General features: G+C 67.7%; 18 protein-coding genes. 6 read left to right on the top strand and 12 right to left on the bottom strand.

Annotated elements, in window-relative coordinates; translation table 11 throughout:
* Positions 1 to 113 precede the first annotated feature (113 nt).
* Positions 114 to 542, bottom strand: coding sequence for a peptide-methionine (R)-S-oxide reductase MsrB (msrB, locus tag HSR6_RS09730; protein ID WP_071933490.1), 429 nt, complete (start codon positions 540 to 542; stop codon positions 114 to 116).
* Between the two features lie 92 nt (positions 543 to 634).
* Complete coding sequence (locus tag HSR6_RS09725; RefSeq protein ID WP_071933489.1) at positions 635 to 973, bottom strand: DUF5802 family protein; 339 nt, start codon at positions 971 to 973, stop codon at positions 635 to 637.
* Between the two features lie 88 nt (positions 974 to 1,061).
* Here HSR6_RS09725 and HSR6_RS09720 point away from each other — a divergent pair, with 88 nt between their 5' ends.
* Genes HSR6_RS09720 through HSR6_RS09710 form a run of 3 tightly spaced genes read left to right on the top strand, consistent with a single transcriptional unit; the run spans position 1,062 to position 3,906 of the window.
* Positions 1,062 to 1,724, top strand: a complete 663-nt coding sequence (locus HSR6_RS09720; protein ID WP_070365689.1) for an ArsR family transcriptional regulator — start codon at positions 1,062 to 1,064, stop codon at positions 1,722 to 1,724.
* A gap of 35 nt (positions 1,725 to 1,759) precedes the next feature.
* A complete protein-coding gene (gene gatD / locus HSR6_RS09715; RefSeq protein WP_070365688.1) occupies positions 1,760 to 3,001 on the top strand; it encodes a Glu-tRNA(Gln) amidotransferase subunit GatD in 1,242 nt (413 codons plus the stop codon).
* Positions 2,998 to 3,906, top strand: coding sequence for a GNAT family N-acetyltransferase (locus tag HSR6_RS09710; protein WP_071933488.1), 909 nt, complete (start codon positions 2,998 to 3,000; stop codon positions 3,904 to 3,906). Before gatD ends, HSR6_RS09710 begins: the two co-directional genes overlap by 4 nt.
* Here HSR6_RS09710 and HSR6_RS09705 read toward each other — a convergent pair.
* From HSR6_RS09705 to HSR6_RS09685, 5 genes are read right to left on the bottom strand one after another with little or no spacing between them, the layout of a single operon-like run.
* On the bottom strand, positions 3,893 to 4,168 hold the full coding sequence (locus HSR6_RS09705; RefSeq protein WP_071933487.1) for a ubiquitin-like small modifier protein 1: 276 nt from the start codon (positions 4,166 to 4,168) through the stop codon (positions 3,893 to 3,895). The genes HSR6_RS09710 and HSR6_RS09705 overlap by 14 nt on opposite strands.
* A 33-nt stretch (positions 4,169 to 4,201) precedes the next feature.
* Positions 4,202 to 4,930: a nucleoside phosphorylase gene (locus tag HSR6_RS09700; protein WP_070365686.1), complete on the bottom strand. Its 729-nt coding sequence runs from the start codon at positions 4,928 to 4,930 to the stop codon at positions 4,202 to 4,204.
* A 43-nt stretch (positions 4,931 to 4,973) separates the two neighbouring features.
* Positions 4,974 to 5,900 carry a carbohydrate kinase family protein gene (locus HSR6_RS09695; protein ID WP_071933486.1) on the bottom strand — a complete coding sequence of 309 codons (927 nt, stop codon included), beginning with the start codon at positions 5,898 to 5,900 and terminating at the stop codon, positions 4,974 to 4,976.
* A gap of 25 nt (positions 5,901 to 5,925) precedes the next feature.
* Positions 5,926 to 6,744, bottom strand: coding sequence for a DUF63 family protein (locus HSR6_RS09690; RefSeq protein WP_070365684.1), 819 nt, complete (start codon positions 6,742 to 6,744; stop codon positions 5,926 to 5,928).
* Positions 6,745 to 6,797: 53 nt separating this feature from the next.
* A complete protein-coding gene (locus HSR6_RS09685; protein WP_071933485.1) occupies positions 6,798 to 7,754 on the bottom strand; it encodes a ribose 1,5-bisphosphate isomerase in 957 nt (318 codons plus the stop codon).
* Between the two features lie 72 nt (positions 7,755 to 7,826).
* On the opposite strand from HSR6_RS09685, the gene HSR6_RS09680 reads away from it, so the two are divergent.
* The 3 genes from HSR6_RS09680 to HSR6_RS09670 are packed head-to-tail and all read left to right on the top strand — an operon-like array spanning position 7,827 to position 10,397.
* On the top strand, positions 7,827 to 8,420 hold the full coding sequence (locus HSR6_RS09680) for a hypothetical protein (RefSeq protein ID WP_071933484.1): 594 nt from the start codon (positions 7,827 to 7,829) through the stop codon (positions 8,418 to 8,420).
* A gap of 34 nt (positions 8,421 to 8,454) precedes the next feature.
* A complete protein-coding gene (gene deoC, locus HSR6_RS09675; RefSeq protein WP_071933483.1) occupies positions 8,455 to 9,093 on the top strand; it encodes a deoxyribose-phosphate aldolase in 639 nt (212 codons plus the stop codon).
* 56 nt (positions 9,094 to 9,149) lie between these two features.
* The gene (locus HSR6_RS09670) at positions 9,150 to 10,397 is read left to right on the top strand and encodes a tRNA (N(6)-L-threonylcarbamoyladenosine(37)-C(2))-methylthiotransferase (protein ID WP_070365680.1); all 1,248 of its coding nucleotides are present in this window, start codon (positions 9,150 to 9,152) and stop codon (positions 10,395 to 10,397) included.
* A 137-nt stretch (positions 10,398 to 10,534) separates the two neighbouring features.
* Here HSR6_RS09670 and HSR6_RS09665 read toward each other — a convergent pair whose 3' ends face one another.
* The 5 genes from HSR6_RS09665 to HSR6_RS09645 all read right to left on the bottom strand — a co-directional run bounded on the left by HSR6_RS09665 (position 10,535) and on the right by HSR6_RS09645 (position 13,696).
* Positions 10,535 to 10,795 (bottom strand): hypothetical protein, encoded by a 261-nt coding sequence (locus HSR6_RS09665; RefSeq protein WP_071933482.1) that lies wholly within the window; start codon positions 10,793 to 10,795, stop codon positions 10,535 to 10,537.
* Between the two features lie 38 nt (positions 10,796 to 10,833).
* Complete coding sequence (locus tag HSR6_RS09660) at positions 10,834 to 11,262, bottom strand: hypothetical protein (protein ID WP_071933481.1); 429 nt, start codon at positions 11,260 to 11,262, stop codon at positions 10,834 to 10,836.
* A 73-nt stretch (positions 11,263 to 11,335) separates the two neighbouring features.
* Positions 11,336 to 11,875, bottom strand: coding sequence for an HIT family protein (locus tag HSR6_RS09655; RefSeq protein WP_070365677.1), 540 nt, complete (start codon positions 11,873 to 11,875; stop codon positions 11,336 to 11,338).
* Between the two features lie 36 nt (positions 11,876 to 11,911).
* Positions 11,912 to 12,805, bottom strand: coding sequence for a type II methionyl aminopeptidase (gene map, locus HSR6_RS09650; protein ID WP_071933480.1), 894 nt, complete (start codon positions 12,803 to 12,805; stop codon positions 11,912 to 11,914).
* A 39-nt stretch (positions 12,806 to 12,844) separates the two neighbouring features.
* Positions 12,845 to 13,696: an isoaspartyl peptidase/L-asparaginase gene (locus tag HSR6_RS09645; protein ID WP_070365675.1), complete on the bottom strand. Its 852-nt coding sequence runs from the start codon at positions 13,694 to 13,696 to the stop codon at positions 12,845 to 12,847.
* Between the last annotated feature and the right edge of the window lie 73 nt (positions 13,697 to 13,769).

Raw genomic sequence — 13,769 nt, 5'->3', positions numbered from 1 at the left:
TTTCGCCAGTCTATGGGCAAGAGGTATAATAGTTTCCACTTTTCGACACGCGATCGGCGGTTCCCGAGGCACCGGAAACCCAAATCCGCTCGCTCAAGCGGGTCAGAGGCCTCTCAGGGATCGGTCTCGCCGATTTCGTCCGGGTCGAATTCGAGTGCCACCGAGTTGATGCAGTACCGTTTCCCGGTCGGTTCCGGCCCGTCATCGAAAACGTGGCCCAGATGCCCGCCACAGGTCCCACAGCGGACTTCGATTCGCTCCATGCCGTGGCTGGTGTCAACCGCTGTCTCGATGTTGCCCGCGGCGGCCACGTCGTAGAAACTCGGCCATCCGGAGTTCGAGTCGAACTTGTGCTCGCTCTCGAAGAGCACGGTGTCACACCCGGCACACCGGAAGACCCCTGGCTCGTCGACATCGAGCAGGTCGCCGCTGAACTTCGGTTCGGTGCCCTGTTCCCGGAGGATCTGGTACTCGGCGTCGGTCAGGACCTCGCGCCACTCGGCTTCGGTGCGCTCTTCCGGTGGTGTCTCGGGGGTATCCATGACAGAGATGAGGGGCTGCCCGAGGAAGTACCTGGGGCTCGGGCAGTCTCTCGCCGCTTTACGTCCTCTCGAATTCAAACCCGCCGCGGCTCTCAGACCGCCCCGAAGTCGACCAACCGCCTGGCGTGGTCGGCCTTCGCGAGCAGCACTTCACGGAGCTCCGGCGGGTGCTCGACGGTCGTCGATTCGAGGATGGACTCGGGCACGGCGAGGGCCCCTTCCGGAATCGTCCGGTCCGGATGCACGGCGAAGTGGTTGTTCTCGAGTTTCATGATCAGCGGGTGGTCGAGTCGCTCGACCCCGTCCCCCGTGGCGTAGAGCTCCCGATTGACGCTCTCGTGCTGGGCTTCGTGCAGGACGGCCTCCGTGCCCGGTGCCGGCTCCACGTAGAGCCGACCGAGGTAATACCCGCTCGAGAACGGTGCGAACATGTGTGTTATAATCTGGCATACTCGGCCATAAGTCCGTCGCCGGGTGGCACAGACATGCTTTTCCCCGCCGATCCCCGAAATCGGGTATATGGACTCCGGGGCGCTCCTCGATCTGCTTGGCAACGAGAACCGCCGGCGGATCCTGCGGCTCCTCGCTCGCAAGCCCAGTTACGTCACGGAGATCAGCGATTATCTCGACGTGAGTCCGAAAGCAGTTATCGACCATCTGCGCCGCCTGGACGAGGCCGGTCTGGTCGAGAGCCACGTCGATGACCGGCGGCGGAAGTACTTCCACATCGCCCAGAACCTCCGCCTTGAGGTCCAGGTCTCGCCCTACGATTTCGGGGCCAAAAGCGCGTATCCGGCCAGCGCGGATCTGGACCTGGGCCGGTGTTCGCACCTTCAGGTTACGACCGAGTTCGACGAAGCCACGGACGTGGGCGATCTGGCCGCGAGCCTGGATGACCTGCGGGCACTCGAACGGGAACTCTCGATGGCCCAGCGGTGGGTTCAGGGCCGACTCACGGAGGTGCAGGCCGAACTCTCCCGGACGATCGACGGGGAGAACGGTGGCCATCTGAACGCGGAAGTCCTCGGCGCGCTGGCCGGGGGGACCCGTTCCACGGCCGCCCTGGCCCGTGAGGTCGAGATCCCCGAACAACTGGTCGAGACGGTACTTTCACGGCTCGTAGGGGAGGGCGTCGTCGAGCAGGTGGGTCGGAAGTGGCGGATCCGCCGCGACCGGGAGTAGGTGCTTTCAAGAGTCGAGCCCGATTACGCCCGTTCATGAACCCAGGGGATCGCGTCCGCGTCGAGCGGGCCGGACAGGAACACGAGGGTATCGTGATGCCCTCCTCGACGGGGACACATCTCGTCGTCAAGCTCGAAAGCGGGTACAACGTCGGTGTGGATCGGGCGGCAGCCACAGTCGAGGTCCTCGAAGCAGACGTCTATGATGTCGCCGAGTCGGATACCGAGGAGACCTCCACTGTCGAGTTCGACGACGACTTGCCGACAATCTCGCTTTTGACCACCGGCGGGACCATCGCCTCGACGGTCGACTATCGGACCGGGGCGGTCACCGCGCAGTTCGACGCCGAGGACGTGCTCCGGGCCGTCCCCGAACTGGCGGGCATGGCGAACTACCGCGGCCGGGTCGTGCGCAACATCCTCTCGGAGAACATGACGCCGGCGGTCTGGCAGGACCTGGCGGCCGTAATCGAGGCCGAAATCGAGGCCGGGGCCGACGGCATCGTCGTGATGCACGGCACGGACACCATGCAGTACACGGCCAGCGCGATCTCCTTCATGCTCGACAGTCCCGTGCCGATCGTCTTCACGGGGAGCCAGCGCTCGGCCGACCGGCCCTCCTCTGACAACGTGGTCAACGTCGTCGGGGCGGTTCGGGCGGCCAAGGCAGACGCCGCGGAGGTCATGATCGCGATGCACGCCACCGAGTCGGACGACCGGGTCGCGCTGCATCGGGGGACCCGCGCCCGGAAGAATCACACCTCCCGGCGGAACGCCTTCGAGACGGTGGGTGGCGAGCCACTGGGACACGTGGACTACGAGACCGGCGCGGTGACCTTCGACGGCGCGTATCGCGAGCGTGGCGAACAGGACCTCTCGGTCACAAGCGGGCTGGAGACCGAGGTCGAACTCGTGAAGTTCACCCCGGGAATGGATCAGACCTGCCTGTCCATGGTCCGCGAGAAGGAGGGCGTGGTGATCGAGGGTACCGGGCTGGGCCACGTCCACACCGACATGATCGAGCAGATCGAGGAACTGACCGACCGGGGGACGACCGTCGTCATGACCAGTCAGTGTCTCGAAGGCCGGGTCTGTGACCGGGTGTACGACACCGGTCGGGACCTCCTGGAGGCGGGGGTCATCGAGGGCGAGGACATGCTCCCGGGAACGGCCCTCGTGAAGCTCATGTGGGTCCTCGCGAACCGGGCCGACGTGGAAAGTGCGATGCAGACCTCGCTTGCGGGCGAACTGACCGACCGATCGGTCCCCTGGACATGAGGATTCGCCCCGCCCGCGAGACGGACCAGGACGCCATCGCGGCGTTCACCCAGGACACCTGGGAGCAGTACGAGGGCGGGGATTACATCAACCACATTTTCCCGAAGTGGGCCACCCAGACGGGGCCGGACCAGCAGACCTTCGTCGCCGAAGCGGATGGCACGCCGATCGGCCTGATTCGCGCGGTCCTGCTCTCCGGTCACGAGGCCTGGTTTCAGGGGCTGCGCGTCGATCCGGCCCATCGTGGCTCCGGCGTCGGCGAGGCCCTGACCGACCGGGCTTTCGAGTGGGCGCGTGAGGCCGGTGCGACCGTCGGGCGGGCGATGGTGTTCTCCTGGAACGTGATGGGCCTGGGGCTCACCCGGGCCGCGGGCTTCGATTCGGGCGTAGAGTTCCGGTGGGGCCACCCGGAACCCGACCCCGAGGCCGAGGTCGATGGGACGGTGCGTCGGGACCCGAAGGCGGCCTGGACCTATTGGCAACACGCCCGGGAGCGGGACACGCTTGATGGCCTGGGGCTGGACAGCGAGGTCCCGTGGGCGCTCTCGGAGGTGACCCTGGGCGACTTTCAGTGGGCTGGGGAGACCGAATCGGTGCTTTCGATCGACCGGGACGGGGTCGTCGCCGCGACCTACCGGGCCCGTGTCATCGAGCGTGAGGCGGGTGATCAATCAGCGACCTGGGCGGAGTACGGCCTCGCGGCCTGGGAGGACCTGCCTGCGGCTGGGGATCTCCTGGCTGCGATCTCGCGTGATGCAGCGATGGTCGGTGCTGACCGGGTTCGTGTATTGCTCCCCGAGACGCCTCGCGTGGTCGGGGACGCCGCGGCGCACCGGATCGAACTGGCCGATAATCCCGATTTCGTGGTTCGGGTCGATCTGACCGGGCGACCTACCCGCCGCTGACCGGCGGGAACAGCGCGAGTTCGTCCCCCGACTCGACCTGGGTCCCCAGTCCCGACTCGCGGTCGGTCACGGACTCGCCGTTCAGCAACAGGTTGACGTGATCGGCCACCTCGCCGTCGGCCAGCACGCGGTCCCGGAGCGCCGGATGGGACTCGAAGAGCGCCTCCAGGGCGTCCTCGACGGTCGGTTCGGGGGCCGGATCGACGGCGACCCGCTTCTCGCCGGCCGTCTCGGCGAGGTCGGCAAAGAGCTTCCACTCCATATCCGGCGTTCGGGCCGGCCGGCAAAGAGCCTTTCAGTCGGCCAGGGACGTCGCCGCGGACAGTGCCAGACCGATGGCTCGCTCGACGTTGTCCTTTGCTTTTGGCGGGAGTTCTTCCTCGCCCTCGCCCTTCTGGCTCCCGGAGACGAGATTGCCGTCGACGGTACAGATCGCGCCGGCGTCCATCCCCTTGCGCCGGGCGAGCGTGAAGATCGCCGCGGCCTCCATCTCGACGGCCAGGAGGCCGGCGGCCTCCCAGTCGGCGACGACGGCGTCGGTTTCGGCGTAAAAGGCGTCGTCGGTCGCGATCGGGCCGACGTGGACGGCCTCGTCGTTTGCCTCGGCGGCCTCGACCAGCGCCGAGACCACGTCATAATCCGGGACGGCGGGGTTCGCCACGCTCTCGTAGCGCTTCGAGGTCCCTTCGTCCTTGGTGGCCCCGGTCGCGACGACCATGTCGCCGATCTCCATGTCGGCCTGGAGGGCCCCGGTGGTGCCGACCCGGATCACCGTCTCGACGCCCACGCGTTCGAGTTCCTCGACGGCGATGGCCGCGGAGGGCGAGCCGATTCCGGTCGAGACGATGGTCAGGTCGACGCCCTCGTAGGTGGCGTTGACGACCTTGTACTCCCGATTTTGGGCCACGGTCGTCGCGTCGGTACACTGGGCGGCGATGCGATCGACGCGGCCCGGATCACCCGGGAGCAGCGCGATCTCGTTTACCTCCCCGGCAGCGACCTGGATGTGTGGCTGGTTGCCCATACCGTTCCATACCGCGGCGGGTCGAAAAGCCCGCTGGTGTGAGTTAGACGGTCCGTTCGGCGAGGAAGGCCGCGAGTGCAACCCGACTGGGTGCCGACCGGGCCCCCGCCGCCTGAACCGTGAGCGCGCCGCTTCCGTTCGCGACCGCGAGCGCCCGCTCGTAATCGGGTTCGGCGCCGCTTCCTGGCCGCCCGAAGGACTCCCCGCCGACCGTGGCCGCCAGGAATCCCGCCGCGAAGGCGTCCCCCGCTCCGGTGGTGTCCACGGCCTCGACGGCGAACCCCGGGTGATGGTGGGTCTCGTCTCCCGTGTACACACTCGCGCCGTCCGCGCCACGCTTGACGACGATGACCCGGTCGGGGCTGGCCGCCCGCTCGATCGGGGGCCCGGACGCGGCGGGAAACACGGCGGTTGCCTCCCGCTCGTTGAGGAGGAGGACGTCCACCTGGTCCAGGAGTGGCTCGAAGGCCCGTTGCTCGATCCGCCGGCCGGGATCGAAGCTTACCGTGAGCCCGGCCGCGTTCGCGACTTCGATGAGCGCCGCCGCTGTATCCGGTCGCTGGCCGGTGAGATGGACGTGATCGGCCCCCTCGACCATCGCCGGCTCGACGGCCTCGGGTCCGATGGCCTCGTTTACGCCGTCGTTTGCCAGGACCATGACCTCGCCGGCCTCGTCCACGACGATGTACTTGACCGTCGTCTCGCCCTCGACAGTGACGACGCTGTCGGTGTCTACCCCCTGGGTTCTGAGTTCGCGGGTCGCCATCCGGCCGTGTTGGTCGGTGCCAACACTCCCGATCAGGCCGGCCGCCAGGCCGAAGCCGGCGAGCGCGCTGGCGACGTTGGCCGCGCTGCCGCCCCCGGCCCGGTGCTGCTCGGTGATCTGGGCCTCTCCATCAGGGTCCGGGAGGGCCGTCACTCGCAGGGTGACATCCCAGTTGAGGTGCCCGGCGGCGATGATCCGACCCATAGCTGTCACTGGGCCCCGCTGGGTGTTAAACCCCGGCGGGCCCGGCGACGGCGAAGAGAATGAGGTTGTGTGTTGCGGGCCCCAGTCCCACGGCCGTAATCACCAGGAGTAGCCCGTTCCCCAGCGGCGGGTCGTCCCGGACCAGATCGGCAATGAACCAGACGACGGCCACGCCCAGCGCGATCTTCACCAGGGCGAACACCCAGCCAGTGCCGATGTAGGGCGCGGTCGGGAGCGCGGCCCCGAGTTCGATGAGCGCCGCCGAGAGGGGGGTCTGCTCGCCGAACTGTAACACGTCGATTCCGATCGTCGTGGAAATGCCGTCCAGGACGTGCGCGAAGACTGCCACCCCACCGGCTGGGCCGAGAATGGCTGTCGTTTCCGGCTGGTACTGACCCAGCACATACCAGATGAGAAGCGCCAGCAGGCCGGCGAGCACCGCGCCGAGGATCGACCACCCGGGGCTGAACGACTCAGCGTCCAGCGCGACGGCGATGGCAACGCCGATGGGGAAAAGCGAGAGGACCACACCGGTGCCGGCCAGCCAGCGGTCGGTGGCCTCGAACCGACTCGCGAGCGCCCAGACCAGGCCGGCGAGCACCGCCGTCGAGGCATAGACCGTGGGCGAACTGCAAAGCGGCGCGAGCGCGGCCGGGGCGGCTCCGATCTGATAGCAGACGTACAGGGCCGACCCCAGTACCATCCACGGCGCGAGCGCCAGCACGGTGCGGGTCTGCAGTGCCACGTCCCGGCGGTACAACCAGGCACTCACCACCAGCAACGCGGCCGCCAGCCCCACCAGATAGGGGAGCGGCGGCAGCGTCGACCCGGTCGGTAGCAACATACCCTCACTCGCCCGCCCGGGGCCGAAAGCGTTGTCCTTGGCCGGTCGGGGTCTCAGTTCGGCTCCGCCCAGGGCTCCTCGTCCACGTCACCGTAGAGTTCCCGCATGAGCGAGACGATGCTTTCGGGTGGGTACTGGCCCCGTTCGGTGATGATCGCGTCGACGTGCCGGGGCGGCGTGACGTCGAAGGCCGGGTTCTTTACGGTGATCTCCCCGATTTTCTCGCGGTCCGCCTTGGAGATGACCTCGCTTTCCGCACGCATCTCGATCTCGACTGTATGGCCCGTGAGCGTGCCGGGATGGAGCTTGATCGTCTGGGCTGCGACCACGATAGGCGTGCCCCGATCACGGGCGTTGACCGCCAGCCCGCTGGTGCCGATCTTGTTGATCACCGAGCCATCCGCGGCGATGCTGTCGGCTCCGACGAGGACGTGATCGACGTCGTTGAGATACCGATGGGCGGCGCTGTCGACGATCAACGTCACCGGGACGCCGAGTTCGCGGAGCCGCTGGGCCGTGATGTGCCCCTGGTTTCGTGGGCGTGTCTCCTTCACGATGGCCTCGATGTCTTTCCCGGCGTCGACGGCGTGCTCCACCGTCGCCAACGCGTCGGTGGAGTGACAGTGGGTCATGATGACGTCACCGTCCCGCAGCCGGTTCGCGCCGATCCGGCCCAGTCGCTCCTGGGCGTGTTCCAGATCCGCACGGAACTTCCGGGTCCGGGTCAGGACGGTCTCCCGAAGCTCCTCGACGGTCGCCCCCTCGAGGTCCTGGAGGACGAATCGCAGCGCGTTCGGTAGGCTCACCGCCGTCGGCCGGGTCTGATAGAGGGTCCGGGCGGCCGCCCGGAGCTCGGCCTCGAAAGCCTCGGGGTCGGTGGCCTCGCTCGCCGCGGCCTGACTCTCCAGGGCCGCTGCGGCCGCCCCGGCGATGGTGGCTGCCCCACGGATCTCCATGGTCTCGATGGCCTCGGCGGTCTCCTCGACCTCCTCGATGGGCATAGGTGCCATTGGCGGGCACGGGCCAAAAAATCGCCCCCGATCCACCGGTAACTACAGGATGGCGTGTCAAGTACGTAAGGTATGGACGCCCGTCGTATCCTCCTCGTCGCGGTTCTGCTCCTCGCCCTGGTGGGAGCCCTCTTTGCGTTCGCGGACTTCCAGGTGCTGGAGTCAGAGACGACGGCGAACGCCTCGGTCGGGACGAGCCAGCTCGGGGACGCGGCCGCGCCGGTCGAGCGCCCGGTTCAGCTCGTCGTCCTGGGCGAGGACCCACACGCCTCGATGCTGCGTGGTGACCTCGCTACCGAACTCTCGTCCACGTTCCAGTCGATCGAGCAGGCCCCCGAGCCGACTGCTGACTGGAACGGCTCGATTCTGGTCGTCGACCTTCGCGAGCGCTCGGTCCAGTACAACCCAGTTGCGCCCAGCGGTCGTGTGACCGCCAGCTTTGCCTTCGTCGGGTCGGGGAACGTGAGCCTCGCGACCGGCCTGGCGACCGAGGGCTCATCACTGGTTGTCACGAACGCCGATCCGTACGTCGTTCACGGCGAGGTGACCGTGAGCGACCGAAGCCGCGGGCTCGTCTCCCGGCCAGCCTACCGGGCGCACCTGCAGGGCGCCCTCGCCGAGGAACTCGCGACGGCACTCGGTCGGGCCCCCGGAATGGTCGAGTGAGCTCTTTTTGGCAGTCCCGCCCGTCCGGGCGAGTATGAACCAGGACGAACTCGCGGGACACATCGATCATACGGTTCTCGGCCCGGAGACGACTAAAGCCGACGTGCGCCAGGTAATCGAGGAAGCCGAAGCGTGGGGCATGAACGTCTGTATTCCGCCGTGTTACGTGGCCGAAGCCCGCGACCTGGCCGAAGCGGAGACGACCATCGCCACCGTGATCGGCTTCCCACACGGCCAGCACGACCCGGCGATCAAACGCGAGGAGGCAGTCCGAGCCGTCGAGGCGGGCGCTGACGAACTCGACGTGGTCCTCAACGTCGGGCGGCTCCAGGCGGGCGAGACCCAGGCCGTCACGGCTGAACTGGCTGCGATCGTCGAGGCGGTGGCCGTCCCGGTCAAAGTCATCGTCGAGGCGCCGCTGCTCTCCGAAGCGGAGAAACACGCCGCCGGCGAGGCCGCCGTGGCTGCCGACGTGGACTTCCTGAAGACCGCGACCGGCTTTGCGGATGGCGGGGCCACGGTCGAAGACGTCGAACTCCTGGCCGAGTACCGACCGGTTAAAGCGAGCGGCGGCATCGGGAGCTACGAGGCGGCGATGGCGATGCTCGAGGCCGGGGCCGAGCGCATCGGGGCGAGTTCGGGGGTCGAGATTCTGTCGGGCGCGCCCGAGTAGCCGTCCAATCGGCCCCAAGCGCGACGCTTTTCCGGGTTCGGGACAACCCTGAGTCGATGGCCCGGTACTACATCGAGACCTACGGGTGTACGGCCAACCGGGGCGAGAGCCGCCACATCGAGCGGCGGCTCCGTGACGGCGGGCACCGGCCGGTCGAGTCACCCGAGGCCGCCGATGTGGTGATCCTCAACACCTGTACCGTGATCGAGACCACGGAGAACAACATGCTCCGCCGGGCCGCCGAACTCGATTCTGGAACGGATCTCATCGTCACGGGCTGTATGGCACTGGCCCAGGAGACGGCCTTCGAAGAGGCCGGCGTGGACGCCCAGGTGCTGGGCTGGGACGAGGTACCCCAGGCCGTCGGCAACGGGGAGTGTCCGACTGTCACGCCCGACACTGAACCGATTCTGGATGGCGTGATCGGCATTCTGCCCCTCGCTCGTGGCTGCATGAGCGACTGTTCGTACTGCATCACCAAGGCCGCGACCGGGCGCATCGACTCGCCGCCGGTCGAGCGGAACCTCGACCGGGCCCGCGAACTGCTCGACGCGGGGGCCCGCGAGATCCGGATCACCGGCCAGGACACGGGCGTCTACGGCCTCGATCAGGGCGAGCGATGGCTCCCGGAGTTGCTCCGGGGGCTCTGTGATCTCGACGGGGACTTCCGGGTCCGGATCGGGATGGCAAACCCCTGGGGGATCTACCCGATCCGGGAGGAGATCGCCACCCTCCTCGCGGAGTGCCCCAAACTCTACAACTTCCTCCACCTGCCGGTCCAGTCGGGCTCTGATTCCGTCCTCGACGCAATGCGTCGTCAGCACTCAGTCGCGGAGTTCCGCGAGATCGTCAACACCCTCGATCGGACTCTCGATGAGTGGACGCTGGCGACGGATTTCGTCGTCGGCTTTCCCACGGAGACCGAGGCCGACCACCAAGAGAGCGTGCATCTCCTGGAAACTGTCGAACCCGAGACCATCAACGTCACCCGCTTCTCGAAGCGCCCGGGGACCGACGCGGCTGACATGAAGGGGCTCGGCGGCACGGTCAAGAAGGAGCGCTCGAAGGACCTCTCGGCACGCAAGGCGGAGATCGTCGGGGCGGTCCACGAAGACCTGCTGGGCACCCGACGTGAGGTCATGGCCGTCGAACCAGGCACGGGGGACTCGATCCAGGCCTACGACGACGCCTACCACCGGATCGTCGTCCCGGGCGAACTGACCGGGGACCGCTCACTCGGCGAGCGCTTCGAGGTCACGATCACGGATCACAACACCTTCTACGCCTTCGGCGAGCCGGTCTAGAACCACTCCTGGCCGTGGTTTCGAGGAGCCGCTCGATCAGATCGTCGCCGGGCTCGACCAGCCCGATGTCGAGTCCGTGAAACGTCAGTTCCGCATACGCTGTAGTCACGGGGCGATCGCCAGTCGGTGTGTCCCGCTCACTCGCGCACGACGCTTGCGATCGCCTCCAGTTCGGCCTTCCTGAAGGACCGATCGAACGAATCCGCCTCCAGTTCGAGTGCGTTGGCGATTCGATTCCGCATCTCGGCTTTCGGCGGGAGTCGGCTCGTGTCGACCGGCGCTCCGACGGCCGCACAGATGGCCGCGAGCGCTTCTTTGGTGAATCCCGTCGATTCGATCCGCTCGTGTCGGCCGACGGCGACTCGGATCTCGTTTCGCAGTTCGTGGACCGTGGGCATACGCCAACCAGGCCCGCCGTGGGGAAGAGTGTTCCCGACTACCGGCCGAAAACCAGTGGCGCGACGAACAGCACGATCGGGACGAGCACCCAGATCCGGCCGGCGAGCACGTCGTACTGTGCGAGCGTGGTTCCCACCGGCTCGCCGGCGAGAAAGCCGACGAGGAACTCGAAGCCGATCGTCAACAGGGTCCAGAGCCCGCCGATGAGCAGCAACTCCGCCTGGGTGTGTGCAATTTCTGTCCAGCCGAAGTACCAGGCCGCGACCAGACTAATTACGGCCACGAGCAGGAGCGTGCTGAGGACGTGGGCCGGATACGTCCCGAGTCGCGGGACGAGGACCAGTTCCCGGAATCCGCCGTTGAGTACCGCGAGTATGGCCATAACTGCCCAGACGGCGAGCGGCCAGTAGAGGACCGCTGGCCGGATCGATTGGGTGCCGGCGCTGGTGAGTGCCAGTTCGCTCATCCGGCAGTGTTCGCTCGCGAGGGAAAAACCGTTATCGGCAGTTTTCGGGCCGGTAGAACCGCGAGCTGTCCGTTCAGAGTTCGACGGCCTGATCGGGCCCGGGAACTGTCGCGTCCGGAAGCGTTCCGAAGGCCTCGTGGACGCGCTCGTAGGTGTCATCGACGGCCTCGACGATCATCTTCGTGTCAGCGATGACCGGCATGAAGTTGGTATCCCCCCGCCATCGGGGCACGACGTGGGCGTGGACGTGGTCGTTGATCGACCCGCCAGCGGCCCCGTCCCCGAGGTTGTATCCCGTGTTGAAGCCGCTGGGTGAGAGGGCCCGATCCAGCGCTTCGAGGGTCTGCTGGAGGAGGCGACTGTGTCCCAGCAGGGTGTCCTCGTCCAGATCCCGATATTCGCCGGTGTGCTCGTAGGGGACCACCATCGCGTGGCCGGGGTTGTAGGGATAGTTGTTCAAAATGACGAAGGCCTGGTCGTTGCGGGCGAGAATGCGGCTGTCCCGGTCGGTGTCCCGTTCGGGCAACACACAGAACGGACAGCCCTCGATCTCGTCTTCGGCCGGGTTCCGCTCGACCCAGTCGATCCGCCAGGGCGAGAAGATCGTGTCCATACCGGGGGATGGCCCGGGGCGGAGGTAACTGTTGGGTCAGTCGGTGGTGAGCTCGACGCCGTCCTCGGTGACGATCATCGTGTGCTCGGCCTGGCTGATCTTCGTGCCGTCCGGGCCCTTCAGCACCGGATAGCTCTCAAGGACGTTCTGCTGGGTCAGCCGGTTCAGCGTCATGTCGGTCCGGGCCCCCTCGAACCACCGGGCCGCGAAGGGCAACCGGTCGTAGCGCTCGACGATCTCCTCCAAGAGTTCGCGGGCCCGTCGGTTCCGCACCGAGCGCTCCTGTCGCAGCGAGTAGATCTCGGTCTTCTGGCCCTCCGAGACGGTCCCGCCGCCGTCGGTGGCGAAGGGCTCGATCGCGATCACGTCCCCGACTTCGAGTTCGACGCCGGTGTCGACCCCCCGGTTGGGAATGGTCGGGTTCGTGTGGGCGTCGTACTCCGCGAGCCCGTGGCCGCTCAGGTTCACGACCGGGTTGTAGCCATACGCCTCGATGACGTCCTGGATCTCGGCCCCGATCTCGCCGGTGTGCACGCCCGGCCCGGCGACCTCGATCGCCGCGTCGAGTGCCTCCTCGGCCGCCTCGATGAGGTCCGTGTGATCGCCCAGGTCGACGCTGATCGCCGCGTCGGCGATCCAGCCGTCGACGTGCACACCCACGTCCAGGCAGACCAGTTCGCCCTCGTGGAACTCCGATTCGTCGTCCCGACCCGGGGAGGCGTGTGAGGCCTCCTCGTCGATGCTGATGTTCGCCGGGAAGGCCGGCTCGGCCCCGGCGGCCTCGATCTGTGCCTCGGCGAACTCGGCGACGTCCAGGTGGCTGGCACCGGGCTCGACTTTCTCGGCGGCGGCATCGAGGGTCTCCCGGAGGATCCGTCCGGCCTCTCGATACTTCTCGAAGCGCTCGGCGGAGAGGTCCACGTCTTCCATGGCCCCGGATTCAGCCGACAGGGAGAAAGCGCTTGCGGGTCAGTCGGTTCCCCAGGCGGTCTGCATCGCGGCCGAATTGAACGCCGTCCCCCGGTCGCCCGAGGGGTCGAGCACGATCAGTCCGGCGGTCGAGCCCGTCTGCTCCTCGAACGCTGCGAGTGCGCGCTCGGCTGCTGTGGCCGGGTTGGCACCGGACTCGACCAGGTCGACGGCCAGCCGGGAGAGCGTGACCCGAGCGATGTCCTCGCCGGCCCCAGTGGCGCTCGCGGCGGCCCGTTCGCTCGCGTAGAAGCCGCTGCCGACCTGGGGCACGTCACCAACCCGCCCCGCAAGCGCGAACCAGCGGCCGCCGGTCGAGGTCCCGACCGCGATGGCCTCGCCGTCGGTGGCAACTGCCCCGATCGTGTCGTGGCCGCCGAACTGCTCGCGCACCCAGTCCAGTTGGGCACGCGGACCGCCCTCGGGTGGCGAGGCGTCGGCCCACCGCTGACGCGAGCGCTCGGTCCAGAGGTCGGCCTCGGTTTCGATGCCGAACTCGGCGGCCAGGGCGCTGGCCCGGCCGCCGGCGAGCATGACGTGTGGTGTCTCCGCGAGAACCACTCGCGCGACGCTCGCGGCGTGCTCGACTCCCGCCATCGCGGCGGCCGCGCCGATCTGCCCCTCGCCGGTCATGAGACCGGCGTCGGTCCTGATCACCCCGTCGCTCTGAACGGCGCTTCCCACGCCGGCATTGAACCGGGGATCGGCCTCCAGTCGCCGGAGCGTTGTTTCTACCGCGTCGAGTGGGGTCGGGGCTTCAGCACCGCGCTGGACGGCCGCATCGAGGGTCGCCTGGCGCGCCGCTGGTTCCTCCGGGGTGGTTCCCGCGCCCCCGTGTGCGAGGACTTGCATACCGTGTCCTCGGCCCCCGGCGGCGAAAATTGCGCGGTCCCGGGGAAGGGCAGTCCTTTTGGCCCGCCCCCCT

It is taken from the genome of Halodesulfurarchaeum formicicum, assembly GCF_001886955.1.
GTDB classification, from domain to species: Archaea; Halobacteriota; Halobacteria; order Halobacteriales; family Halobacteriaceae; genus Halodesulfurarchaeum; species Halodesulfurarchaeum formicicum.
This window is presented reverse-complemented; position numbering and strand designations above follow the sequence as displayed.